The following is a 14177-nucleotide window of genomic DNA, read 5'->3' as shown; positions in this document are numbered from 1 at the left end:
GCCGTAGCGACCGACACGGCGCGGCTGCGCCAGGGCCACGCATGAGCCTGCGTTTGCGCGGGCACGCTGCCGCACGCGGCAATGCGCTCGGGCGCGCCCGTGTGCGCCAGAGCCACGCGCTGGAAGTGGCCGAGCAGCGCGTGCCGGCCAGCCAGGTGGAGGCGCAGTTGCAGCGCCTGCATACCGCCATCGAAGCGGCACGCGGCGAGATGCAGCAGTTGCGCGACCGCCTGCATGGCGCACTGGCACGCGAGGTGGGTGAATTCCTCGAACTGCATGCGCTGCTGCTGGACGACCCCGAGCTGTTGCAGGGGCTGGATGAGCTGATCCGCACCCATCGCTACAGCGCCGACTACGCCCTGCGCGTGCAACGCGACCGGCTGGCGGCGGTGTTCGACGGCATCGAGGACGCCTACCTCAAGAGCCGCATGGACGACCTGGACCATGTGATCGGGCGCATCCATGCGTTTCTGCATAAGCGCGCGCCGGATCTCAAGGGCGTGGCCGGCGAGATCCTGGTCTGCGACAACGTCGCCCCGTCCGAACTGGCGCAACTGCAGGCGCAAGGCGTGGTCGGCATCGTCACCACCGCCGGCAGCGCGTTGTCGCATAGCGCGATCCTGGCACGCAGCCTGCACCTGCCGCTGGTGGTGGGGGTTGGCGAGGCGTTGCAGCGGATCGACGATGGCGACGTGCTGATCGTCGATGCCGGCTCCGGCCAGGTGATCGTCGATCCCAAGCCCGAGCATTTGCGCGACTATCGCGAGCGCCTGCGCGCGCTGGCCAAGGAACAGCGCGAGCTGGGGCGGTTGCGCTCCAAGCCCACGCGCACGCGCGACAACGTCGACATTACCCTGCTGGCCAATGCCGAATCGCTGGAAGACGTGGCGCGCGCGCATGCGCTGGGTGCCAGCGGGCTGGGGCTGTATCGCACCGAATTCCTGTTCCTGCAGCGCAACGAACTGCCGGACGAAAACGAGCAATTCCAGGCCTACCGCGACACCGTGCTGGGCATGAGCGGCCGCCCGGTCACCATCCGCACCCTGGACCTGGGCGCCGACAAGGCCGACCGCACCGGGCTGACGCTGAGCGACGAGGACAACCCGGCGCTGGGCCTGCGCGGGGTGCGCCTGTCACTGGCCCGGCCGGCGGTGGCACAGACGCAGCTGCGCGCCATCCTGCGCGCCTCCGGCTACGGGCCGGTGCGCATCCTGGTGCCGATGGTCAGCGGCCGCGAAGAGATCCAGTTGCTGCGCAAGCAGCTGAAGAAGCTGAGCGTGCAGTTGCGTGCCGAAGGCCACGAGATCGCCGAGCACATTCCGCTGGGCGCGATGATCGAAGTGCCTGCCGCGGCGCTGGCGTTGGACTGCTTCATTGACGATATCGATTTCCTGTCGATCGGCACCAACGATCTGGTGCAGTACCTGCTGGCAGTGGACCGCAACAACGAGGCCCTGGGCGAGTTGTATTCGCCGTTGCATCCGGCGGTGCTGCGGCTGATCGCGCAAGTGATCGCCACCGGGCGTAGCTATGGCAAGCCGGTGGCGGTGTGCGGCGAAATCGCTGGCGATCCGCGCTTCGTGCCGATGCTGCTGGCGCTGGGGCTCACCGAGTTCAGCCTGCACCCGGCCACCTTGCTGGAAGTCCGCCGCGCCATTCGCGACATCCATCTGGGCGAGCTACGCGTGCATGGCGAAAAGTTGCTGCGCGCGCGCGACCGCAAGGGCATCGAGAAGTGGTTGGCGGCCATCGCACACGGCGGCAGCGGCAAAAGCAGCTAGCACAGCGCTGCTGCACCTCCTTCTCCCGCCTGCGGGAGAAGGTGCCCGCAGGGCGGATGGGGGGCCGCGCCGACACTGTATGTTTCGTCACCGTGTGCAAGCGATAATGCCGCGCTGACCCAGCACCGCGTCTTCCACTGACGCGTCCACTCTTCCGGGGAGCCGCGCATGGCCGAAGCCGTCCGCCACGACAAGACTGCGCGCCAGCTGCGATTGCTGTCCGACGCGCTGGACAGCGGACGCCTGGGGCCGGTGCGCCGGTTGGTCAATACGCTGGCGCCGGCGGAGATCGGCAACCTGCTCGAGTCGCTGCCGCCGGGCAAGCGCGAGGTGGTGTGGGGGCTGGTCGATCCGGAAGACGATGGCGAGGTGCTGCTGCACGTTGGCGACGAGGTGCGCGAAAGCCTGCTGGCCGACATGGACCCGGATGAAATCGTCGCTGCAGTCGAAGACCTGGACATCGACGACCTGGCCAACCTGGTCGAGGACCTGCCCGACACCGTCATCGACGAAGTGCTCAAGTCGATGGACCGCGAGAATCGCGAGCGACTCGAACAGGTGCTGTCGTATCCGGAAGACACTGCCGGGCGCCTGATGAATCCGGACGTGGTGACGGTGCGCGCCGACGTCAACGTCGATGTGGTGCTGCGCTACCTGCGCCTGCGCGGCGAGCTGCCCGACCACACCGACCACCTGTACGTGGTGAGCCGTCGCCACCAGTATCTGGGCCGCGTGCCATTGGCGGCGCTGGTCACCCACGAGGACAGCACCCCGGTCAACCGGCTGATCGACGACGAGCAGCCGGCCATCGACGTGGGCGACGGCTCGGACGAGGTGGCACGCCGCTTCTCCGACCACGACTGGATCTCCGCGCCGGTGGTGGACGACAACAACATCCTGCTCGGCCGCATCACCATCGACGACGTGGTCGACATCATCCGCGAGCAGGCCGAGCACCAGGCGTTGAGCGCCGCCGGCCTGGACGAGGACGAGGACATGTTCAGCCCGGCACGGCGTGCGTTCCGGCGCCGCCTGATCTGGCTGGGCATCAACCTGTGCACCGCCTTCCTGGCCTCCAGCGTGGTCAGCCAGTTCGAAGGCACCATCGAAAAATTGGTGGCGCTGGCAGCGCTGATGCCGATCGTGGCCGGCATGGGCGGCAACGCCGGCACCCAGGTGCTGGCGCTGATGGTGCGGGGCCTGGCCCTGGGGCAGATCGGCTCGTCCAACGTGATGACGCTGCTCAAGAAAGAACTCACCGTTGCACTGATTAACGGCCTGTGCCTGGGGATCGGGCTGGGCCTGATCGTGCTGGTGTGGTTCCGCCAGCCGATGCTGTCGCTAGTGATCGGCACCGCATTGACGGTGAACATGCTGACCGCCGCCTTCGGTGGCGTGCTGGTGCCGGTGACGCTCAAGCGCCTGGGCTTCGATCCGGCACTGGCCGGCGGGGTGATCCTGACCACGCTGACCGATGTGATGGGCTTTTTAAGCTTCCTGGGCCTTGCAACGCTGATCCTGCTGCGCTGACCGCGTGCAGCAGCGCGCCTGCCTGCCGGCATCGGCCATCTTGGCGATCGCATGAATCGACGGCAGCCACCGCCGCCGCGTGACGTGCCAGCACACGCGCATGCGGTAATACTGCAGGCCTGTATTCGAGGGAGAGTCGTGCGTGATCTTACGTTGCGTCGTACTTGGACTGCTTGCGTTGATGCTTGCCGGCTGCTCCAGCATGGGTGAGCGTCGGCAGGATGGCCGCAGCGGCCACTTCGTCAGCCGCACCCTGCAGATGGAAGGCCGGCTGTATCGCTACCAGGTATTCGTCCCGGCTGCCAAGGCCGCGCGGCCGTTGCCAATTGTATTGTTCCTGCATGGCTCCGGCGAACGCGGGGACAACGGACGCGACCAGGCCGAGGTCGGGCTGGGTCCGTACCTGAGTGCGCATGCCGATCGGTTTCCCGCATTGGTGGTGCTGCCGCAGGTTCCCGAGAACGAAGAATGGCTGGGGGTCAATGCGCGCATGGCGATCGCCGCGCTGGATGCGGCCAGTGCCGAATTCGCGGCCGATCCGCAACGCACCTACCTCACCGGCATGTCGATGGGCGGTTACGGCGCCTGGGAGATCGGGCTGATGCAGCCGCAGCGCTTTGCCGCGATCGTGCCCATCTGCGGTGCGCTGAAGGCGCCACGCGAGGAGCGCCGCACGCTCTACGTCAGCCTGGTTGCCAAGGAAGCCGACCCGTACACCGCAGCGGCCACCCAACTCAAGCATGTGCCGATCTGGATGTTCCATGGGGCCAATGACGATTCGGTGCCGCCACACGACGACCGCGCGCTGTACCGCGCGGCCAAGGGCGTCGGCGCGAACGTGCGCTACAGCGAATATCCCGACGGCAACCACAATGCCTGGGACGTGACCTACGCGGACCCGGCGATGTGGGAGTGGATGTTCAAGCAGCGCCTGCGCTGAGCGTCGGCAATCAATGGTGATAGCCGGTGTCGGCGGTGATCTTGCCGCGGAACACGCGGTACGACCACACCGTGTAGCCCAGGATCAGCGGCAGCAACATCACCAGCCCCACCATCGCGAACAGCTGCGAGGACGGCGGCGCGGCAGCCTGCCAAATGGTATAGATCGGCGGCACCAGATACGGCCACATGCCCAGCACCAGGCCGAGGAAGCCGAGCACGAACAAGCCCATTGCCAGCAGGAACGGCGGCGTGTCCGCTCGCCCTGGCTCGCTTGCGCGCCACAGCGCATAGCCCACCACGGCCACCAGCACCGGCACCGGCATCAACCACAGGTAATGCGCATCGGTGAACCAGCGTTCCATCACATGCGATTGCAGCGACGGTAGCCAGGCGCTGACCAGCCCGATGAAGACCAGCACGCTGAGCGTGAGTGGCCGGGTCAGTTGCCGCGCCAGCTGCTGCACATGGCCTTCGGTCTTGAGGATCAACCAGGTGCTGCCAAGCAATGCGTAGCCGAACACCAGCGCCGCACCGGTCAGCATCGCGAACGGGCTGAACCAGCCCCAGATACCGCCGACATAGCGGTCGTTCTCGATCGGCAGGCCCTGCACCAGCGCGCCCAGGATCACGCCCTGCGCAAAGGTGGCCAGGATCGACCCGGCGGCGAAGGCATTGCTCCACAGCCGCCGCGAGCGCTGCGCCTTGAAGCGGAACTCGAACGCCACCCCGCGGAACACCAGCGCCATCACCATCAACAGCACCGGCAGATACAGCGCCGACAGGATCACCGCATACGCCTTGGGAAACGCCGCCAGCAGCCCTGCCCCGCCCAGCACCAGCCAGGTTTCGTTGCCGTCCCAGATCGGCGCGGCGGTGTTCATCATCAGGTCCAGCTGCGCCTCGTCGCGGCGGAACGGCGCCAGGATGCCGATGCCGAGCACGAAGCCGTCCAGCACCACGTACATCAGCACGCCGAAGCCGATCACCGCGAACCACGCCACCGGCAGGAGAGTCGTCATGTCCATCAGGCAGCTCCATCGATCGGTTCGTCTGCGGCCGACAGCGGCCGTGCGGGCGTGTGTTCGCCGTGGTCCAACTGCGGTGCATCGTGCGGGGTCGGTCCGATCTTGCCGATCTTGACCAGGTACCAGATGCCCCAGCCGAACACGAACGCATAGCCGGCGACGTATACCGTCAGCGAGATCGCCGTCATCAGCGCCGACTGCGGGCCCACCGCATCGGCCGTGCGCAGCAGCCCGTAGACCACGTACGGCTGCCGCCCGATCTCGGTGACGAACCAGCCCGAGATCAGCGCAATGAAGCCGCTCGGCAGCATCCAGCGCCAGATCGCCAGCAACCAGCGCCACTGCACCAGCGTGCCGCGCCACAACGCAAACACCGACACCCAGGCCACCAGCAGCATCAGCGAGCCAATCCCGACCATGATGCGGAAGGCAAAGAACACCGGCGTCACCGGGGGGCGCTCGGCGGCCGGCACCGAGGTCAGCGGCGCGATGCTGCCCTCCAGACTGTGGGTCAGGATCAGGCTACCCAGGCGCGGGATCGCCAGCTCGTAATCGTTGCGCTCGGCCTGCGCGTTGGGCAATGCGAACACCACCAGCGGGACGCCCTTGCCCGCCTCCTCGGCATGCCAGTGCGCTTCCATCGCGGCGATCTTCATCGGCTGATGCTTGAGCGTATTCAAGCCATGCAGGTCGCCGACGACGATCTGCAACGGCACGGTGATGGCCGCGAACACCACCGCCAGCTTGAGCATGCGCAGGCCAGCCTCGCGATGCACGCCACGGTGCAGATACCAGGCCCCCACGGCCCCCACCACGAAGCAAGTGGTGATGAACGCGCCCAGTGCCATATGCGCCAGACGATACGGGAACGAGGGATTGAAGATGATCTTCAGCCACTCCACCGGATGCACGATGCCGTCGATGACCTCGTATCCAGCCGGTGTCTGCAGCCAGCTGTTGGAGGACAGGATCCAGAACGTGGAAAACAGCGTGCCCAGTGCCACCATGCAGGTGGCGAAGAAATGCAGGCGCTCGGAAATGCGGCCCCAGCCAAACATCATCACGCCCAGGAAGCTCGCTTCCAGGAAGAACGCGGTGAGGACCTCGTAGCTCAGCAGCGGGCCGATCACGCTGCCGGCGATCCGGCTCAGTTCCGGCCAGTTGGCGCCAAACTGGAAGGCCATCACGATGCCACTGACCACGCCCATGCCGAAGGACACGGCAAAGATCTTCTGCCAGAAGAAATACAGCTCGCGCCAGACCGGCAGGCGGGTGCGCAGCCAGCGCCATTCCAGAAACGCCAGCAGGCTGGACAGCCCGATGGTGAACGCAGGAAACAGCACGTGGAAGGCGATGACGAATCCGAACTGGATCCGCGACAACAGCAAGGCATCCATGGAGAAACCTCCAGGCAAATGGGAAGGCCACACGCGCGTCAGGTGCAGGGCGATGACCGCCATTGACGGCGGCAGTCGATCGCGACCGCTTGCACGACACCATGATGATAGTGACGCTTGAGCACGTTCCCGATGCGACACGGCGTCGCAGATGCGACAAACCACCGTGCCTGGGGTGAACGCACACGGCAGGGACAACGCATGCATGGCCATCTGCAGGAGCGTGCCTGCGCGCGATGAGGCTTTCCCGGTAGCGCCTTGTCGCGCGCAGGCACGCCCCTACGGAGTAGGGTGTCGCTACTTGACTGGCGCTGGCGCTCAGCGCAGGCGGCGCATCCTGCGCGCGAGTTCGCTGACGATCGCAATGCCGGCAGTCAACGCCACCATCGACAGGAACTGCGTGCGCGTTTCGGCCGAGCTGGCCAGCAGCACGAAGATCACCGCCAGGATCGCCAACGCCAGGACAGTCAGAAATGGATAGCCGCGCATCCGGAACGGCAATACGGTGCCGGCGCGATCGGCGCGGGCGCGCAGGATCAGCTGCGACAGTAGCGAGATCGTCCACACCAGCAGGCAGGTGGCGCCGACGATATTGAGCAGCACCGGCAACACCTTGTTGGGATACAGCAGCTCCAGTGCAGCGGCCGCAAAGCCGAACAACACGCTGGCGATCACCGCCGTCCACGGCACCTGCTCGCGGCTGGTCTTGGCGAGCACGCGCGGCGCCTCGCCGCGTTGGGCCAGCGAGAAGATCATGCGCGACGCGCCGTACAGGTTGGCGTTGAGCGCCGACAGCAGTGCCACCACCGCCACCAAGGTGATCGCGGTGGCCGCGCAGGGAATGCGCGCCACTTCCAGCACCGCGGCGAATGGCGAGCTGAGCGCCTTGCTGGTCCACGGCACCACCGCCACGATCACGCTGATCGAACCGATGTAGAACACCAGGATGCGCCAGGCCACGGTACGGATGGTGCGCGCCAGGCTGCGCCCCGGGTCAGCGGTTTCGGCCGCCGCCACCGCTACGATCTCGGTGCCGCCAAAGGCGAACACCACCACCAGCAAGGCGGCGCCGACGCCGGCCAGGCCATTGGGCGCAAACCCGCCATTGCCGGTGAAGTTGGACATTCCCGGCGAGGCCACGCCGGGCAGCCAGCCGGCCAGCAACACAAACCCGATCAGCAGGAACACCACGATCGCCACCACCTTGAGAATGGCGAACCAGAATTCGAATTCACCAAAGTTGCGCACGCCCAGCAGGTTGATTGCGGTGAAGGTCGCCATGAACAACAGCGCCAGCAAGGGCACCGGCAACGCCGGCCAGACGGTCGCGAGCAGGCCGGCGGCGCCGACCGCTTCGGCCGCGATCACCACCACCACCTGGAACCACCATAGCCACCCCACTGTGGCGCCGGCGGTCGGGCCCATCGCATCGGCCGCATACACCGAGAAAGCGCCGCTGGCCGGCTTGGCGGCCGCCATCTCGCCCAGCGCGTTCATCACGATAATCACCAGGGCACCGGCGATCAGGTAGGACACCAGCACCGCCGGCCCGGCCGCCTGAATGCCGACGCCCGACCCCAGGAACAGCCCGGCACCGATGGCGGTGCCCAGGCCCATCATCATCAACTGCCGTGGCTTGAGGGCATGCCGCAATGCGGGCGCAGCGGTCGAAGCGTTCTGGGCAACAGGATCGGTCGGAAGCGACATGGACGGCATCGGGATAGGTAATAGCGCGACACGATACCGCGTCGCGGCGCCGGCCGCGCCTCTTGACGCCGATGCCTCGGCCAGGATGACGGGGCACGGCCGCGCAGTTGCGCATGCCGCTCGCACGCGTGCGATGACGCCAGGCCGCGCCAGCAACACGCTGTGGTGCGCTGCACACCAACCCGCGCAAATACCTCTGCCAGGCGATGCAACTGCCCCGCCTGGTGAACGGGCAACGCGACAGCGGGGCGCACCAGTCAGATGGGCCGGTGCTCGCGGCCACGTCCGCATGCACCGCGTCCTGCCAAAACGCGGGCGGGTATGCCGAGGGCACGCAGCGACCAGGTTGCCGCGCATGAAGATCCCCGGCGTGCCGGGGATCCATGGCGTGGCCGCTGCGCTGACGATTACTCCGCCAGGTTCTTGCCCGCACCTGCGGTGGCGATCACCTTGGCCTTGACCTGCGCGGCCGGGGTGACGGTGTAGATGTAGCCCAGCGGTTCCGGGAACACCTTGGAGCTGACTCAGTTGGTGGCATTGGCGTACGGCTTGCTGCCGTCTGGCGTGCTCCAGGTGATGCCGCTGCCGACGTAGTTGTTGATGAGGTCCCAGTAACCGATCTCGCTGCTGTCGCGCGAGGTCACCGGGTTCTTGATGTTCTCGAAGTGGTTGGACTCGATCTTCGCCACTCCGCCCATGCGCACGTTGATGCCGGAGGTGGTGACGTTGTTGAAGTAATTGTTGTAGATATGGCTCAGGCCACGACGCTGCAACGGCACGCGCGATTCCACGTTCTCGAAGCGGTTGTGGTGATAGGTGGTGCGCGCGGCCGCGTTCTGGGTGTCGCTGTCGCTGAAGCCGTTGAGCGCGACCTTCTGGTAATTGTAGACATGGTTGTAGGACACGGTGACGTGATGCACGCCCTTCTTCATGTCGATACCGCCGTCGAAGGAGGCGTCGCCGGCACCGGAGCACTTGGTCAGCGAGGCAAACACGGTGTTGTGGTCCACCCAGATCCTGGACGGCTCACCGCTGGAATTGCCTTCCAGCGAAATGGAATCGGCATCCTCGCCACCGGGCAGCAGGCCGATGGTCATGTTCTGGATGATGACGTTGTGTGCGTTGCCCACCACGCGCACACCGAAGTTTGCCGCCGAGCCGTTCGCACCCTTGATGGTGACATTGCTCTTGTTCTTGATCTGTACGGTCTTGGCCGGCAGCTTCCATTGCGCGCAGACGTCCTTGATGGTGCCGAAGTCGAACTTGCCGGTGTAGTTGAGCACCAGTCCGCCGCTACCGGAATAACTGTCGATCGCCGCCTGCATCGCTTCGAAGCTGGCCACATTGACCGGTGTCTTGTTACCGCCGCCAGTGGTGGCGGCACCGTATCCAACCGGGCCTGCGATCGCGCCCGCGGCGCAGGCGGACAGTGCGAGCGCAATGGCGCCCTGAAGCATCTTGCTGGTCATGCAGCCTCTCCCAAAGAAGTCGATGAGCGACGCGTGGCACCTGCGCGATGGCAATGGCGACAGCGACGCGTTACGTGGGGGGCTGCATTCTTCGCGCGATTTAAAACATAAAACAATTATCCATCTCTGAAACTTTTACACACCCCGGTGTTCTCCTTGCAGGACATGCAAAAGAGACAGCACGGGACAGCGGGGACAGGACACCGGTACAACGCGTGCTCAAGCACGCCGCCGCACGCGCACGGCCTTATGCACGACCACGGCATGCTTCGTCCGGATGCGCAAGCGTCCGCTGCGATACACGCGCACGCGAACACACTGCACGCGCAATGGCATTGCCCGGCATCGATGCGATGTGCATGGCCACCATGGCCGATCCGTCAGCGACCGCCGCCCTGTGGTGGATTCGTCTGCAAGATGCCAGCCGGGCGCATCAGCACGTCACCGGCTGCACCGGCGCTTACCGCCTCCTGTCACGGCGGGATGCGTGCATCCCGCACGCGCCGTCGATGCGCGGTGACACGCTCGCCGCCCGCGCGCCTGCAGGACGCAGGCGACCGGGCGCTCAGACCGCGCGGCTGGCCGATGCCAACGCGCCGATCGGCGTGCCGCCTGGGCGTGGCGTGTGCCCATCGAGAAAATCGCCGACCAGGCGCATACAGGCCGTACGTTCTTCCACATGCGGCATGTGGCTGGACTGGGCGAAGACGTGCCAACGCGCATCGGGAATCAGCCGCGCATAAGGCTCGACGGTTTCCGGCGTGGCTTCGTCGTACTTGCCCGACAGCACCAGCGTGGGCACCATGATGCGATGCAGGCGTTCGACGATGCTCCAGTTGCGCAGGCTACCCACCACATGGAATTCGGTGGGGCCGTTCATGGCGTGGTAGACGGTGGGGTCGGCGTCGATGGCGGCGAAGATCCGCGCCACCTCGTCGGGCCAGGGCAGCACGCGGCAGACGTGGCGTGCGTAGAACACCTGGCTGGCAGCGCGATAGTCCGGATGGTCCAACGTGCCCGCCGCCTCGTGATGGTCCAGGACCGCCTGCACCTGCTCGGGCAGCTCGGCGCGCAGCCGCAGCGCAGCAGCCCGCCACAATCCCATCGACGCAGGCGAGTTGGCGATCACCAACGCGCGCAGTCCGGCCGGACGCCGCACTGCGTGCTCGGCCGCCAGCATGCCGCCCCACGACTGCCCCAGCAGCGCGTACCGTGCCAGCCCCAGGTGCGCGATCAAGGCCTGCAGCTCGTCCAGGAACAGGCCAACCGTCCAGAACCCAGGATCGACATCGGTCAGATGCGTGGAACGGCCGTTGCCGAGCTGGTCGTAATGGATCACCGCGCGGCCGCTGGCCGCCAGGTCCTTGAAGCTGTCGACATAGTCGTGCGTGCAACCGGGCCCGCCGTGCAACACCACCAACGGACAGGTATCGCTGCGCAGATCGCCGGTGATGCGGTACCAGGTGCGGTAGCCGCGGAATGGGACATGACCTTCGATGGACTGCATGACCTGCGCCTGCTCTGCGGCAATGATGAGCGCCGAGCCTAGCGGGCATGGCGCGCGGCGGGAACTGGCAAATGTCCCAGGTTGGCACGCCTTGCCGCCGTGGGCCGGTGCCGCAGCACGCACGCCGGCCTACGGCTCCAGCAAGCGATAGTGCATGCTGCGTACCACCGCCTCGACGCGGTTGCGCGCACCAAGCTTGCGTGCAGCCGAATTTAGGTGCAGGTTCACCGTGGCCGTGGATCGGTTCAGCGCGGCGGCAATGCCTTTGGCGGTGAGGCCCTTGGCAGCGTGATGCAGGCATTCGCGCTCGCGTCGGGTCAGCACGATGTGGTGGCAGCGGCGGTCCTGCGGGTCCATCAGCTCCTGGGCACGCGCCTGGAAGGCGTGGGCAAGCAACAGCAAGGGCGACCGCTGCGCCTCGGCCAGACATGGCGCCTCGGCGGCCGGCGCGCTGATAACGGCGCTGAAGGTCGCGAATGCGCCGCCCGGCAAGTGCAATGGCACGGTGATACCGGTGGCCATGCCGTTCTCGCACAGGTACCGCGTCACCTGGCGATGCTGGCCGCCCACGTATTCCATCCCGTGCACAGGACCATCGTTGCAATAGGACCACACGAACGATGCGCTGCGCCCGGTCGCGCGTCGCTGCACTGGATCGTGCTGGTAGTAGCCGTGTTCGCACCACACGTGCTGCATGTCGCCAGGTGCGTTGCGCTGCATGAACACCGTCGGCGTCATCAGCGCGCCCTCCACGCTCAACGGGACCGGCGCGTAGTCGTACACCAGCGACTGGAAGCCCAGCGCGCAGACCTCGTCGAAGACCCGGTCCAGGCAGGCGTCCAGCGTGTGCCGTGCCTGCAGGTCGTAGCCAAGACGGATCAGGGAATCGAACATGGCGGTCCTCGGGGCAGCGCGCTGTACAGGAAGGCATCCAGCCCGGGAAACCTAGCACTTTTACCAATGGATGGATGCAGCGGCCACATTATCGTCACACTACCGGCGGCGCAGTCAGCGGGCTTCGTCCGCGCGGCCGCATGCGCCGGGCACCATCACTCCTTACAGCGGACACCTGCATGACCGACACCCCACGCCGCGACGAGGCGGCCGCACTGGAACGCTTTGGCTATGCGCAGGAACTCAAGCGCCAGCTCACGCTCAAGGACCTGCTGGTCTACGGGCTGGTGTTCATGGTGCCGACTGCGCCGTTCTCGATCTTCGGCGGCGTGTTCGACATCAGCGCGGGCATGGTGCCGCTGACCTACGTGGTGGGCTTCGTGGCGATGCTGTTCACCGCGCTGAGCTACCAGCAGATGTCGCAGGCGTTTCCGGTAGCCGGCTCGGTATACACCTATGTCGGGCGTGGATTGAGCAGCGGCATGGGGTTCCTGGCCGGCTGGGCGATCCTGCTGGACTACCTGCTGGTGCCCACCCTGCTGTACGTGGTCGGCTCCAATGCAATGCACAACGTGCTGCCGGCTGTGCCGCAACCGGCGTGGATCGCGTTCTTCGTGGTACTCAACACGGTGGTCAATCTGCGCGGGATCGAAACCACCGCGCGGGCCAACCGGGTGTTCCTGTCTGCGCAGCTGGTGGTGCTGGCGGTGTTCGTGGTGCTGGCGACGCTGGCGATTCAGCGCGGCGTCAATGGCGCGCACTGGTCGCTGCGCCCGTTCTACAACCCGCAGGCATTTTCGCCGCAGTTGATCTTCAGCGCACTGTCGGTGGCGGTGGTGTCGTTCCTGGGCTTCGACGCAATCTCCACGCTGTCGGAAGAAACCCGTGGCGGCAATCGCGTGGTGGGCCGCGCGACCTTGCTGGCGCTGGTGCTGGTGGCTGGCCTGTTCGTGCTGCAGACCTGGTTGGCGGCCTTGCTGCAGCCCAACCTGCAACGCTACGTCGATGCGCAGGCATCCAATGATGCCTTCTTCGAGATCGGGCGGTTGATCGCCGGGCCGTGGCTGCAGATTGTCATCGCGTTGACGGTGGCCATCAGCGCGGCGATCGCCAACTCGTTGGTGGCGCAGGCAGCGACCTCGCGGCTGTTGTTCGCCATGGCCCGCGACGGGCAGATGCCGGCATTCCTGCGCCATATCCACCCGCGCACCGCAGTGCCGCAGCGTGCGATCCTGCTGGTGGCGGCGCTGAGCATGTTGCTGGGGCAAGTGTTCGTTGGCCAGATCGCACTGCTGTCTTCGCTCTGCAATGTCGGCGCATTGAGCGCCTTTGTGTTGCTGCACATTGCGGTGCTGTGGCATTTCCGTGCGCAGGCCCGCATCGTGCTGCACGGGCTGGTCCCGTTGATCGGCATCGTCATCCTGACCTATGTCGTGATCAACGCCGACCGGCATGCGCAACTCGGCGGCATGGCGTGGATGGGCATCGGGCTGACGGTGCTGGCATTGCTCAAGCGCAGCGGCCGCTCCACCCACTTCCGCGCCGGCGACACACGCGAGTAACCCTCGCCCACATGCCAGGCGCGTGAATCGGCAAACCGGCGCAATCCGGCACAGCCGCACGCCTGCAGCACCATCGCCGGCGATATCGGCACGCACCCGATCGCTACGGCGCCCGGGCTGCGACGCCTATGCGTTTCACTGCTTGGCGACGCCTTCATTCCGTCATGCATCGTGCACTCACCCGATGCGACGCGACGCGTTGCTGCGCCTGCATCAATGCGCCGCACGGCCGAGCGGTACGGTCACGCTACCGGTGAGCGTCATCGCTGCCATCGCGCAACGCGTTCGGTGACAACTTCATCCATTAACGAGATAGTTGGCACATATTCATCTTTGAAAATTGGTTAGCCTAACCGGGCGCCA

9 protein-coding genes and 1 pseudogene are annotated in these 14177 nt (G+C 66.1%); 4 read left to right on the top strand and 6 right to left on the bottom strand.

All coding sequences use genetic code 11. The features are described 5' to 3' along the window. Window positions 1-41 precede the first annotated feature (41 nt). The 3 genes from ptsP to XcuCFBP2542_RS12840 all read left to right on the top strand — a co-directional run bounded on the left by ptsP (window position 42) and on the right by XcuCFBP2542_RS12840 (window position 4251). The gene (gene ptsP / locus XcuCFBP2542_RS12850; RefSeq protein ID WP_104603956.1) at window positions 42-1781 is read left to right on the top strand and encodes a phosphoenolpyruvate--protein phosphotransferase; all 1740 of its coding nucleotides are present in this window, start codon (window positions 42-44) and stop codon (window positions 1779-1781) included. Window positions 1782-1949: 168 nt separating this feature from the next. After that, a complete protein-coding gene (mgtE, locus tag XcuCFBP2542_RS12845; RefSeq protein WP_104603955.1) occupies window positions 1950-3311 on the top strand; it encodes a magnesium transporter in 1362 nt (453 codons plus the stop codon). Window positions 3312-3492: 181 nt separating this feature from the next. Next, complete coding sequence (locus XcuCFBP2542_RS12840) at window positions 3493-4251, top strand: carboxylesterase family protein (RefSeq protein ID WP_170066989.1); 759 nt, start codon at window positions 3493-3495, stop codon at window positions 4249-4251. 10 nt (window positions 4252-4261) lie between these two features. On the opposite strand, the gene cydB is transcribed toward XcuCFBP2542_RS12840, so the two are convergent. From cydB to XcuCFBP2542_RS12810, 6 genes and pseudogenes are all read right to left on the bottom strand, one after another. Continuing rightward, the gene (gene cydB / locus XcuCFBP2542_RS12835) at window positions 4262-5278 is read right to left on the bottom strand and encodes a cytochrome d ubiquinol oxidase subunit II (protein WP_104603954.1); all 1017 of its coding nucleotides are present in this window, start codon (window positions 5276-5278) and stop codon (window positions 4262-4264) included. Next, window positions 5278-6675, bottom strand: a complete 1398-nt coding sequence (locus XcuCFBP2542_RS12830) for a cytochrome ubiquinol oxidase subunit I (RefSeq protein WP_104603953.1) — start codon at window positions 6673-6675, stop codon at window positions 5278-5280. Before XcuCFBP2542_RS12830 ends, cydB begins: the two co-directional genes overlap by 1 nt. A 318-nt stretch (window positions 6676-6993) precedes the next feature. Next, complete coding sequence (locus XcuCFBP2542_RS12825; RefSeq protein ID WP_104603952.1) at window positions 6994-8382, bottom strand: amino acid permease; 1389 nt, start codon at window positions 8380-8382, stop codon at window positions 6994-6996. 407 nt (window positions 8383-8789) lie between these two features. Further along, a pseudogene (locus tag XcuCFBP2542_RS12820) lies at window positions 8790-9851 on the bottom strand (pectate lyase family protein). Window positions 9852-10416: 565 nt separating this feature from the next. Next, the gene (locus XcuCFBP2542_RS12815) at window positions 10417-11358 is read right to left on the bottom strand and encodes a proline iminopeptidase-family hydrolase (protein WP_104603951.1); all 942 of its coding nucleotides are present in this window, start codon (window positions 11356-11358) and stop codon (window positions 10417-10419) included. A 129-nt stretch (window positions 11359-11487) separates the two neighbouring features. Next, window positions 11488-12252: a LuxR family transcriptional regulator gene (locus XcuCFBP2542_RS12810; protein WP_104603950.1), complete on the bottom strand. Its 765-nt coding sequence runs from the start codon at window positions 12250-12252 to the stop codon at window positions 11488-11490. A 179-nt stretch (window positions 12253-12431) separates the two neighbouring features. On the opposite strand from XcuCFBP2542_RS12810, the gene XcuCFBP2542_RS12805 reads away from it, so the two are divergent. Further along, window positions 12432-13814 carry an APC family permease gene (locus XcuCFBP2542_RS12805; protein ID WP_104603949.1) on the top strand — a complete coding sequence of 461 codons (1383 nt, stop codon included), beginning with the start codon at window positions 12432-12434 and terminating at the stop codon, window positions 13812-13814. Window positions 13815-14177: the final 363 nt, after the last annotated feature.

This window comes from Xanthomonas cucurbitae, assembly GCF_002939885.1.
Taxonomy (GTDB): domain Bacteria; phylum Pseudomonadota; class Gammaproteobacteria; order Xanthomonadales; family Xanthomonadaceae; genus Xanthomonas; species Xanthomonas cucurbitae.
The sequence above is the reverse complement of the archived record's forward strand: the minus strand, read 5'-3'. Positions and strand labels throughout refer to the sequence as shown.

What these genes read in the sequence shown, in the direction of transcription:
- ptsP (WP_104603956.1), top strand. Translation starts at nt 42, where the DNA reads ATGAGCCTGCGTTTGCGCGGGCACGCTGCCGCACGCGGCAATGCGCTC.
- mgtE (WP_104603955.1), top strand. Translation starts at nt 1,950, where the DNA reads ATGGCCGAAGCCGTCCGCCACGACAAGACTGCGCGCCAGCTGCGATTG.
- XcuCFBP2542_RS12840 (WP_170066989.1), top strand. Translation starts at nt 3,493, where the DNA reads ATGCTTGCCGGCTGCTCCAGCATGGGTGAGCGTCGGCAGGATGGCCGC.
- cydB (WP_104603954.1), bottom strand. Translation starts at nt 5,278, where the DNA reads ATGGACATGACGACTCTCCTGCCGGTGGCGTGGTTCGCGGTGATCGGC.
- XcuCFBP2542_RS12830 (WP_104603953.1), bottom strand. Translation starts at nt 6,675, where the DNA reads ATGGATGCCTTGCTGTTGTCGCGGATCCAGTTCGGATTCGTCATCGCC.
- XcuCFBP2542_RS12825 (WP_104603952.1), bottom strand. Translation starts at nt 8,382, where the DNA reads ATGTCGCTTCCGACCGATCCTGTTGCCCAGAACGCTTCGACCGCTGCG.
- XcuCFBP2542_RS12815 (WP_104603951.1), bottom strand. Translation starts at nt 11,358, where the DNA reads ATGCAGTCCATCGAAGGTCATGTCCCATTCCGCGGCTACCGCACCTGG.
- XcuCFBP2542_RS12810 (WP_104603950.1), bottom strand. Translation starts at nt 12,252, where the DNA reads ATGTTCGATTCCCTGATCCGTCTTGGCTACGACCTGCAGGCACGGCAC.
- XcuCFBP2542_RS12805 (WP_104603949.1), top strand. Translation starts at nt 12,432, where the DNA reads ATGACCGACACCCCACGCCGCGACGAGGCGGCCGCACTGGAACGCTTT.